This is a genomic window from Actibacterium sp. XHP0104 (assembly GCF_025751515.1).
In the GTDB taxonomy this organism is placed as follows: domain Bacteria; phylum Pseudomonadota; class Alphaproteobacteria; order Rhodobacterales; family Rhodobacteraceae; genus Actibacterium_D.
Map to the genome: position 1 here is coordinate 111,636 of NZ_JAOWLE010000008.1, position 9,435 is coordinate 121,070.

Annotated in this window: 9 protein-coding genes; 5 read left to right on the forward strand and 4 right to left on the reverse strand. The window is 65.4% G+C overall.

Annotated elements, in window-relative coordinates; all coding sequences use genetic code 11:
• Positions 1-88 precede the first annotated feature (88 nt).
• Positions 89-967 carry a zinc-ribbon domain-containing protein gene (locus tag OE856_RS12655; protein WP_263716496.1) on the forward strand — a complete coding sequence of 293 codons (879 nt, stop codon included), beginning with the start codon at positions 89-91 and terminating at the stop codon, positions 965-967.
• On the opposite strand, the gene OE856_RS12660 is transcribed toward OE856_RS12655, so the two are convergent.
• The 4 genes from OE856_RS12660 to argH all read right to left on the reverse strand — a co-directional run bounded on the left by OE856_RS12660 (position 968) and on the right by argH (position 6,311).
• Positions 968-3,442, reverse strand: coding sequence for a TIGR02302 family protein (locus OE856_RS12660; protein ID WP_263716497.1), 2,475 nt, complete (start codon positions 3,440-3,442; stop codon positions 968-970).
• Between the two features lie 104 nt (positions 3,443-3,546).
• Positions 3,547-4,812 carry a diaminopimelate decarboxylase gene (gene lysA / locus OE856_RS12665; RefSeq protein WP_263716498.1) on the reverse strand — a complete coding sequence of 422 codons (1,266 nt, stop codon included), beginning with the start codon at positions 4,810-4,812 and terminating at the stop codon, positions 3,547-3,549.
• 6 nt (positions 4,813-4,818) lie between these two features.
• A complete protein-coding gene (locus OE856_RS12670; protein WP_263716499.1) occupies positions 4,819-4,923 on the reverse strand; it encodes a lipoprotein in 105 nt (34 codons plus the stop codon).
• Positions 4,920-6,311 carry an argininosuccinate lyase gene (gene argH, locus OE856_RS12675; protein WP_263716500.1) on the reverse strand — a complete coding sequence of 464 codons (1,392 nt, stop codon included), beginning with the start codon at positions 6,309-6,311 and terminating at the stop codon, positions 4,920-4,922. Before argH ends, OE856_RS12670 begins: the two co-directional genes overlap by 4 nt.
• A gap of 20 nt (positions 6,312-6,331) precedes the next feature.
• Between argH and OE856_RS12680 the strand changes: the two genes are divergently transcribed.
• The 4 genes from OE856_RS12680 to OE856_RS12695 all read left to right on the forward strand — a co-directional run.
• Positions 6,332-6,892 (forward strand): TlpA family protein disulfide reductase, encoded by a 561-nt coding sequence (locus OE856_RS12680; protein WP_263716501.1) that lies wholly within the window; start codon positions 6,332-6,334, stop codon positions 6,890-6,892.
• 88 nt (positions 6,893-6,980) lie between these two features.
• Positions 6,981-7,823: an EAL domain-containing protein gene (locus OE856_RS12685; RefSeq protein ID WP_263716502.1), complete on the forward strand. Its 843-nt coding sequence runs from the start codon at positions 6,981-6,983 to the stop codon at positions 7,821-7,823.
• Between the two features lie 139 nt (positions 7,824-7,962).
• The gene (locus OE856_RS12690; RefSeq protein ID WP_263716503.1) at positions 7,963-9,138 is read left to right on the forward strand and encodes an acetyl-CoA C-acetyltransferase; all 1,176 of its coding nucleotides are present in this window, start codon (positions 7,963-7,965) and stop codon (positions 9,136-9,138) included.
• Between the two features lie 164 nt (positions 9,139-9,302).
• Positions 9,303-9,435: SDR family NAD(P)-dependent oxidoreductase (locus OE856_RS12695; RefSeq protein ID WP_263716514.1), on the forward strand; the 133-nt coding region annotated here is incomplete at its 3' end.

A 9,435-nucleotide genomic window follows, 5' to 3' on the forward strand; every position in this document is an offset into this window, starting at 1 on the left:
GCGCGCACGGTAAAGGTTTTGAATTTTCCACGATGGTGATACATCATGAGCCGATAAAACGACACGAGCAGGTGCGACGGGGACAGGTATGAGGCTTATTTGCCCGAATTGCGACGCCCAATACGAAGTTGATGACGCCATGATCCCCGCCGAGGGACGTGATGTGCAATGCTCGGCCTGTGGGCATACCTGGTTTCAGGCGGCTGCCGAACCGGTAGACAACATCCCCGACATGCCGGTCGAGGACGAGTCGGATTTCTATCTTCCCGACGATGACGAATACGATCCGGTCGACCCCGAAGAGCCCGAAGATCTGGCCGCCCTGCATGACGAGGACGACCACGAGCTGATCGACGAACCCATGCTGACCCCGGCCCCGCGCCGCAAGGCCCTGGATGACAGCATCCTCGACGTTCTGCGCGAAGAGGCCGAGCGCGAGGCCGTCGCCCGCCGTACCGAGGCGCAGACCGCCGCGCCGCTGGAAAGCCAGCCCGATCTGGGCCTGGACGAACCGGCCCCCGCCGCGACCGGCGGTGGCATGGCGGCCAACCTGCGCGAGCGTGTCGCGCGCCTGCGCGGCGCCGGCACCGAACCCGCGAAACCCGCCCGCCCGACGGCCCGGCGTGATCTCTTGCCGGATATCGAGGAAATCAATTCCACCCTGCGCGCCACCTCTGACCGCGCGCTGATCGAGGCCGACCCGGACGCGCCGGTTCTGGAAAACGACCCCCTGCCGCGCAAGCGCGGGGGCTTTGGCCGCGGCTTTGGCGCCGCCCTGCTGATCGGCGCGCTGGCCGCGGCGGTCTATGTCGCCGCGCCCAAGCTGGCGCATATCTCGCCCGGCCTGGCCCCGGTGCTCAGCGGCTATGTCGATGGGGTGAACAATCTGCGCGAAGGCGTCAACGGCACGGTTCTGGGCGTGATGCGCCGCGCGACCGGGGCGCTGAACAACGCCTCGGGCGGCTGATCAGAACCAATCCAGCAGACGGCGCAGGTAATCCAGCTCGGCCTCGGGGCGGGTCTGGTCCTGCGAGCGCCGGTGAATTTCATCCATCAGGTCGCGCGCCCGGTTGTCGGCAAGGCCGCCCTGGCGGAACTGACCGTCGCCGCCTTCCTGGCCATTGCTGCCCAGATCGCGGCCCAACGGATCGCGCTGGCCCATCGGCCCCTGCCCGCCCTGCGCCAGCCCCGTTGCGCCCTGCTGCTGTTGCTGGCGCGCCATGGATTCGCTGAGGCTGCGCATGCCCTCGCGCAGCGAATCCATCACCTCGGCCTGATCGTCCAGCGCGCCAGCCAGATCATCCTGACGCAGCTTTTCCTCGGCCCGCTCCATCGCGCGGCCGGCGCGGTCCAGCTGTTGGCGCAGCGCCTCGGCCTCGTCGCCGCCCATGCCGGGCATCTGGCGGCGCTGCTGCTCCAGCTGATCGCGCAGCGCCTGCTGCTGATCGGCCAGACTGCCCTCGCCGCCCTCGCCGGGGCGGTCGCCCTGTTGCTGGTTACCCTCACCGGGCCGGCCATTGGGGTTGAAGCGGTCCTGCAACTGGCCAAAGGCGTCATCCGACAGCTGTTGCTGATCGCGCAGCGTGTTCGACAACCCCTGCATCGCCTGCCCTTCGGGGCCCTGCCCGCCCGGAACCTGGGCAAGCTGCATGTTCTGCATCATCTGCATCAGCTGATCCATCAGCATCTGCGCCTCGGCCATGCGGCCTTCTTCCATCAGCTCCTGGATGCGGTCCATCATCTGTTGCAGCTGATCGGCCGTCATCATCTGCGCATTCGGGTCCATCTCGGACATCTGTTGATCATCCGATTGTTGCTGCTCGGCCAGCTGGCGAATGTAATCTTGCATGGCCTCGCGCAATTCCTGCATCAGGGCGGCGATTTCATCGTCATTGGCGCCGTTGCGCATCGCCTCGGACAGGCGCTCCTGTGCACGCTCCAGCCGTTCGCGCGCATCGTCGAGATCGCCCAGCTCCAGCTCAAGCGCCAGTTCCCACAGCGCCAGCGCCACCTCGTTGCGGGCCTCGTGGCTGAGACCGTCCAGCATCCCGGCCTCAAGCTGGCGGATCGCGGTGCGCAGTTTCAGGTAATCAGCACTGTCGCGAAACAGCCCCTCGGGGCGATGGCTGACCGCGCGCAGGATCTGCCCCGTACGCAGGCCATTGTCGCGCGTCCACAGCAGGTCGCGCCGCTGTTCGACGATCGCGCGCGCCAGCGGGTCAAAGAACCGCCGCCCCGGCAGCACCATCGCATCCAGCCCGGAAACGCCCTGTTGCCCGCGCGCATCCTGCACCGCCAGCGAGATCGTCACCGGCAGCCCGGCCCAGGGATGATCGGACAGGTTGTCGATCAGGTATTCCTCATATCCGGTCGGATCGCCGCGCAGCGGGCGCGGCAGGTCCAGCACCAGCGGCTCGCGCGGTTCGCGCGCTGCGGCCAGCCCGTGCAGGCGCGGCACCTGCGGCAGATCCAGCCGGATCGTCGCCTGCCCGGCCACCACGCCGAAATCGTCGCGCGCCGCAAAGGGCAGCTGCATCCCGCCATCGGCGGCCCATTCGGGCGCGCCCAGAACGGTGACGCCGGGCGGGCCGTCGGGCTGCATCACCACTGCCCATTCACGCCCGCCGGGGCCATCGACAGCCAGCGTGCCGCCGCGCGCCACGTCGAAACTTTGGCCGATCGTATCGGCCTGCGGGGCGGTTGCCGACAGATCCTGGCGGATCGTCAAATCGCCGGGCGTGCCATACAGGCGCAGCGTGATGCGGCTGCCCTGCGGCAAGCTCAGCTCGCCCCCGTCGATGTCATTGAGGTAAATCGTTGGCAGCGCGGTATAGCGCGGCGGTTCGGCCCAGCCCTCCCATGACGGGCCAGCCGCCAAGGCCGAGCCATCGGCCTTGATCACCGACACATCGCGCACCTGCCCGAGCGACCCGAACAGCACCGCCACCGCCAGCGCCGTCGCCGCCACATAGCGCAGCCCCAGAGGATCGCGCGTGGCCAACCGCAGATCGGGCGGCACGGCACGCGCCTGCCGCACCCGCGCCGCCATGCGCGACAGGTGCACCTGCCACACCGCGCGGCTGTGCGCATCGCCGGCGCCGATTGCCTGTTGGTCGGACAGGGCCGACAGCGGGCGGCCGGGCAGGCTGTGATCCAGCCGGGCGCGGGCATCAGACAGGCTGGGCCAGCGAAACGCCGCCACGCCGCGAAACAGCGCCACAACCGCGCCGAACCCGGCCAACCACAAGGCCGCCAGCACCACCCATCCGGGCAGCAGATGTTGCACGCCCAGCGCCAGCAGTGAAAAGGAAAAGAACAGCACCGACCACAGCGGCCAGAAGGCACGCGTGAACCGCTCGGCTGCCATGCCCCAACGCGTCAGGCGCAGGGGGCGGGCCAGCATCTTGTCGGCCTCGGATCGCAGGGCGTTCAGATCACTCATACATCCATCCGGCGGGGCGAAAGGCCCCGCTAACCGGATGCTAGCGCGGAATTGGGGCGGATCAAAGGACTAGCCCCACCCCTGACGCGAGTTTGATCGGCGGCTTACAGCCAGTCGGGCACGATATCGCGCGCGATGATCTGCTCATAGCTGGGGCGTTCGCGGATCACGGCGAACTGATCATCCCGCACCAGCACCTCGGGGATCAGCGGCCGGGTGTTATATTCCGACGCCATCACCGCGCCATAGGCCCCGGCCGAGCGAAAGGCGACCAGATCGCCCTCGGCCAGCGCGGGCAGGTTGCGCTGCTTGGCGAATGTGTCACCGGTTTCGCAAACCGGGCCAACCACGTCATAGGGGGTTTGCTCGGCCCCGGCGGTGGCCTCGATCACCGGCACGATGTCGTGATGGGCCGAATACATCGCCGGGCGCACCAGATCGTTCATCGCCGCATCGACGATCAGGAAATCGCGGCCCTCGCCATGTTTCACATAGACGACCTCGGTCACCAGAATGCCGGCATTGCCCGCGATCAGGCGGCCCGGTTCGATCTCGATCTCGCAGCCCAGATCGCCCAGCTCCTCGCGCACCATGGCGCCGTATTCGACGGGCAGCGGCGGCGCGGTATTGGTGCGCTCATAGGGGATGCCCAGACCGCCGCCCAGATCAAGGCGGATGATCTCATGCCCGTCAGAGCGCAGGGCGCGGGTCAGGTCGGCAACCTTGCGATAGGCCTGTCGGAAAGGTTCCAGATCGGTCAGCTGGCTGCCGATATGCACGTCGATCCCCACCACCCGCAACCCGGGCAGCTTGGCGATCTCGGCGTAAACCTCACGCGCGCGGGCGATCGGGATGCCGAACTTGTTTTCCGATTTGCCGGTGGCGATTTTCTCGTGGGTCTTGGCGTCGACATCGGGGTTCACCCGCACGGTGACGGGGGCCACGACGCCCAGTTCCAGTGCGACCGCGTTCAGGCGGTGCATCTCGGGCTCGGATTCCAGGTTGAACTGGCGGATGCCGCCGCTCAGCGCGGCGCGCATTTCCTCGCGGGTCTTGCCGACGCCGGAAAAGACGATCTTGTCGCCATCGAACCCGGCGGCACGGGCACGGGCATATTCGCCGCCCGAGACCACATCAACGCCCGCACCCAGGCTGGCCATCAGGCGCAGAACCGCCTGGTTGGAATTGGCCTTCATCGCATAGCAAACCAGGTGATCCATGCCATCCAGCGCCTGATCGAACAGGGTGAAATGGCGGGTCAGCGTGGCGGTGGAATAGCAATAGAACGGCGTGCCGACCGACCGCGCGATATCGCGCACCGACACGTCTTCGGCGTAAAGTTCGCCGTCACGATAAAGGAAATGATCCATCGGGGTTTAACCTTCACTCAATTGCGCGCGGGCCACGGGCCGCTCGGGCGGGCCATCGACACCGCAGGCGGCCAGGGCCAGCAGGGCCATCAGGGCAGCGGCGAGCTTCATGCCAGTTTCTCTTGCCAGCGGGCGATCTGGGCCCGCACCTGGGCGGGCGCGGTGCCGCCATAGGACACGCGGCTGGCGACCGAGTTCTGCACGCCCAGCACGCCGAACACCTCGTCCGTGATCGCGCCGTGCACGCCCTGCATGTCGGCCAGCGTCAGGTCGGGCAAATCACAGCCCTTGCTTTCGGCCAGCGCGACCAGCGCGCCGGTGACATGATGCGCATCGCGGAACGGCATGTTCAGCGCCCGCACCAGCCAATCGGCCAGATCGGTCGCGGTGCTGAAACCGGACCCGGCGGCGGCCTCAAGGCTGGGCCGGTTGGCCGACATGTCCTTGACCATGCCTTCCATCGCGGCCAGCGCCAGCATCAGGTTGTCGGCGGCGTCAAAGACCTGTTCCTTGTCTTCCTGCATGTCCTTGGAATAGGCCAGCGGCAGGCCCTTCATCACCATCATCAGCGCCACGTTCGACCCGAAAATCCGCCCCACCTTGGCGCGGATCAGTTCCGCCGCGTCGGGGTTCTTTTTCTGCGGCATGATCGACGAGCCGGTCGAGAACCGGTCGGACAGGGTGACAAAGCGGAACTGGGCCGAGGACCAGATCACCAGTTCCTCGGCAAAGCGCGACAGGTGCATGGCACAGATCGACGAGGCGGCCAGGAATTCCAGCGCGAAATCGCGGTCCGACACGGCATCCAGGCTGTTGGCGGTCGGGCGGTCAAAGCCCAGCGCCTCGGCCGTCATATGCCGGTCGATCGGGAAAGACGTGCCCGCCAGCGCGGCCGATCCCAGCGGCGATTCATTCATCCGCGCGCGGGCGTCAGAAAAGCGCGACATGTCGCGGCCAAACATCTCGACATAGGCCATCATGTGATGGCCCCAGGTCACCGGCTGCGCGGTTTGCAAATGGGTAAAGCCCGGCATCACCCAGTCGGCCCCGGCCTCGGCCTGGGTCAGCAGCGCCCGGATTAGCGCGTTCAGCCCCGAAATGGCGGCGTCGATCTGATCGCGCACCCACAGGCGGAAATCGGTCGCCACCTGGTCGTTGCGCGACCGGGCGGTGTGCAGGCGACCGGCAGGTTCGCCGATGATCTCTTTCAGGCGCGCCTCGACATTCATGTGAATGTCTTCCAGCGCGGTCGAAAATTCGAACGATCCGGCCTCGATCTCTGACAAGACCGTGAGCAGCCCTTCCCGAATGGCCGCTGCATCGGTATCTGTGATGATACCCTGTGCGGCCAGCATCGCCGCATGGGCGCGCGAACCCTGGATATCCTGGGCTGCCATGCGCTTGTCGTATCCGATCGAGGCGTTGATCGCCTCCATGATAGCATCGGGTCCGGCGGCAAAGCGGCCGCCCCACATGGCGTTCGAGCTGGTCTTGGTCATAGTCTGCCCTCGGAGGGAAAATGCGCTGGTTCAGGTTTATCGTCCTCTACACGGCCCTTGCGCTGGGTGCAAATGCTGCGCTGGCCGATATGGCCGCGGTCGAGGCCCTGCGCAGCGGCTCGATGGCCAAGCTGAACCTGCACCGCGCCCCGGTCGAGCTACCCGCCGCCGCGCTGATCGACATGACCGATACCCCGCGCGGCCTTGATGAGTTCAAGGGCAAGGTGGTGCTGGTCAATTTCTGGGCCACCTGGTGCGCACCCTGCCGCAAGGAAATGCCCGGCCTTGGCAACCTGCAAACCGAACTGGGTGGCGATGACTTTCAGGTCGTCACCATTGCCGTCGGGCGAAACCCGGTGCCGAGCATCCAGAAATTCATGGGCGAGATCGGCGTCGACAACCTGACCATGCTGCGTGACCCCAAACAACAATTCGCCCGCGAGATGGCGGTGATGGGCCTGCCGATCACGATCATCCTTGACCGCGAAGGCCAGGAAATCGCGCGGCTGCATGGTGACGCCGAATGGGACAGCGACAGCGCCAAGGCGATCATCACCGCGCTGATCGGCGCGAACGGATAAATCCGTAAAATTAGAACAAAATGCGAATATTAGCCTCTCTTTAAGAGGTAGGCCGCCATTGTGACCCCAAGCCAAACCGGGGACCACGATGAAGAATCGCGACAAAACCGATGAACCCGCCACGCGCGGCGTCGATGACAACCCGCTGGCCGCCGCCGTGTCGGCGCGCGATGCCGATGCCCTGTCGGCGGTGCGGCGGGCGCTGAACAAGGGCGATGTCATGCTGGCCTATCAACCGGTCATGGCCGCACGCGATCCGGGCAAGGTGGCGTTCTACGAAGGTCTCATTCGCATTCTCGACCCCAATGGCCGGGTCATCCCCGCCCGCCTGTTCATCAACGCGGTCGAATCCTCAGAGCTGGGGCGCGAAATCGACTGTGCCGCCCTGCGGCTGGGGCTGCGCGAACTGGCGCGCTCGCCCTCGCTGCGGCTGGCCATCAACATGTCCGCCCGCTCGATCGGCTATCCGCGCTGGAATCGCATCCTCAACAAGGCGCTGTCGGGCGACGCCACGCTGGGCGAACGCCTGATCCTGGAAATCACCGAAAGCTCGGCCATGCTGATGCCAGACTTGGTGACCGTGTTCATGCGCGACTGCCAGAAAAAGGGGATATCCTTCGCACTCGATGACTTTGGCGCCGGGTTCACCTCGTTCAGCTACCTGCGCGAATTCTATTTCGACATCCTCAAGATCGACGGCCAGTTCATCCGCGGTATTGCCGACAACCCCGACAATCAGGTGCTGACCTGCGCCCTGATTTCCATCGGGCGCCATTTCGACATGTTCACCGTCGCCGAAAGCGTCGAGAACGCGACCGACGCGCAATTCCTTCAAGAGGCTGGCATTGATTGCATGCAGGGATATTACTTTGCCGCCCCCACGATCCGCCCACCCTGGCGTGAAGAGGTGCCAAAACGCAAACGCGCTTAGAATAAAACACCGCATTTCGCGCTTGCAGCATAATTTTGTTGCGCGAGCATCCCGAACCTATTATCGGTTTTTCCCGTCCCACGGGGCTACCGGCATCCTCCGCCGAATCCTCCCCCCGTGGCAAACGGAGAGGACAAAAATGACCAACGTAGTGATCGTATCCGCTGCGCGCACACCCGTGGGCAGCTTCAACGGCTCTTTTGCCGCCGTTCCCGCCCATGATCTGGGTGCCGCGGTGCTCGAGGCTGTCGTTGCCCGCGCCGGGATCGACAAGTCGGAAGTATCTGAAACCATCCTGGGCCAGGTGCTGACCGGCGGCCAGGGCCAGAACCCCGCCCGCCAGGCCCATATCAATGCCGGCCTGCCCAAAGAGGCCTCGGCCTGGAGCATCAACCAGGTCTGTGGTTCGGGCCTGCGCTCGGTCGCTCTGGCCGCGCAGCATGTGCAACTGGGCGATTCGTCGATCGTGATCGCCGGCGGCCAGGAAAACATGTCGCTCAGCCCCCATGTCGCGCACCTGCGTGCCGGCCATAAAATGGGCGACGTCAAGTTCATCGACTCGATGATCCGTGACGGCCTGTGGGATGCGTTCAACGGCTACCACATGGGTCAGACCGCCGAAAACGTCGCCGAACAGTGGCAGATCAGCCGCGATCAGCAGGACGAATTCGCCGCCGCCTCGCAGAACAAGGCCGAAGCCGCGCAGAAGGCCGGCAAGTTCGTCGACGAAATCGCCCCCTTCACCGTCAAGACCCGCAAGGGCGAGATCATCGTCGACGCCGATGAATACATCCGCCACGGCGCCACGGTCGAAAGCATGCAGAAACTGCGCCCCGCCTTTACCCGCGACGGCTCGGTCACCGCAGGCAACGCCTCGGGCATCAACGACGGCGCCGCCGCCGTCCTGCTGATGAGCGCCGACGAGGCCGAGAAACGCGGCCTGGAACCGCTGGCCCGCATTGCGTCCTACGCCACCGCTGGCCTTGACCCGTCGATCATGGGCGTCGGCCCGATCTATGCCTCGCGCAAGGCGCTGGACAAGGCCGGCTGGGCCGCGGGTGACCTGGACCTGGTCGAAGCCAACGAAGCCTTTGCCGCCCAGGCCTGCGCCGTGAACAAGGACATGGGCTGGGATCCGTCGATCGTGAACGTGAACGGTGGCGCCATCGCCATCGGCCACCCGATCGGTGCCTCGGGCTGCCGCATCCTCAACACCCTGCTGTTCGAGATGAAGCGTCGCGACGCCAAAAAAGGCCTTGCCACGCTGTGCATCGGCGGCGGCATGGGCGTGGCCATGTGCCTTGAACGGCCCTAAGCCAAAACCGACATCAACAGCAAAAGGGCGCCTCTCGGGGCGCCCTTTTCGCATTCAGGGAAAAAAGTGACCCTGCGTATTAAATAATGTTGCAACAATGTTGCGAATGTTACCGCCGTTGGGTAACAACATTTCTGAATAATACTGCCAGACTGGAGGATACCATGGCAAGAGTTGCACTCGTCACCGGCGGATCGCGTGGCATCGGCGAAGCGATTTCGAAAGCGCTGAAGGCCGCGGGCTATGAGGTTGCCGCGACCTATGCGGGCAATGACGAAAAGGCCGCCGCGTTCACCG

Excerpts from the sequence above, each read along its gene's own strand:
- OE856_RS12690 (WP_263716503.1), top strand. The coding sequence starts at position 7,963 with ATGACCAACGTAGTGATCGTATCCGCTGCGCGCACACCCGTGGGCAGC.
- OE856_RS12685 (WP_263716502.1), top strand. The coding sequence starts at position 6,981 with ATGAAGAATCGCGACAAAACCGATGAACCCGCCACGCGCGGCGTCGAT.
- OE856_RS12670 (WP_263716499.1), bottom strand. The coding sequence starts at position 4,923 with ATGAAGCTCGCCGCTGCCCTGATGGCCCTGCTGGCCCTGGCCGCCTGC.
- argH (WP_263716500.1), bottom strand. The coding sequence starts at position 6,311 with ATGACCAAGACCAGCTCGAACGCCATGTGGGGCGGCCGCTTTGCCGCC.
- OE856_RS12655 (WP_263716496.1), top strand. The coding sequence starts at position 89 with ATGAGGCTTATTTGCCCGAATTGCGACGCCCAATACGAAGTTGATGAC.
- lysA (WP_263716498.1), bottom strand. The coding sequence starts at position 4,812 with ATGGATCATTTCCTTTATCGTGACGGCGAACTTTACGCCGAAGACGTG.
- OE856_RS12680 (WP_263716501.1), top strand. The coding sequence starts at position 6,332 with ATGCGCTGGTTCAGGTTTATCGTCCTCTACACGGCCCTTGCGCTGGGT.
- OE856_RS12660 (WP_263716497.1), bottom strand. The coding sequence starts at position 3,442 with ATGAGTGATCTGAACGCCCTGCGATCCGAGGCCGACAAGATGCTGGCC.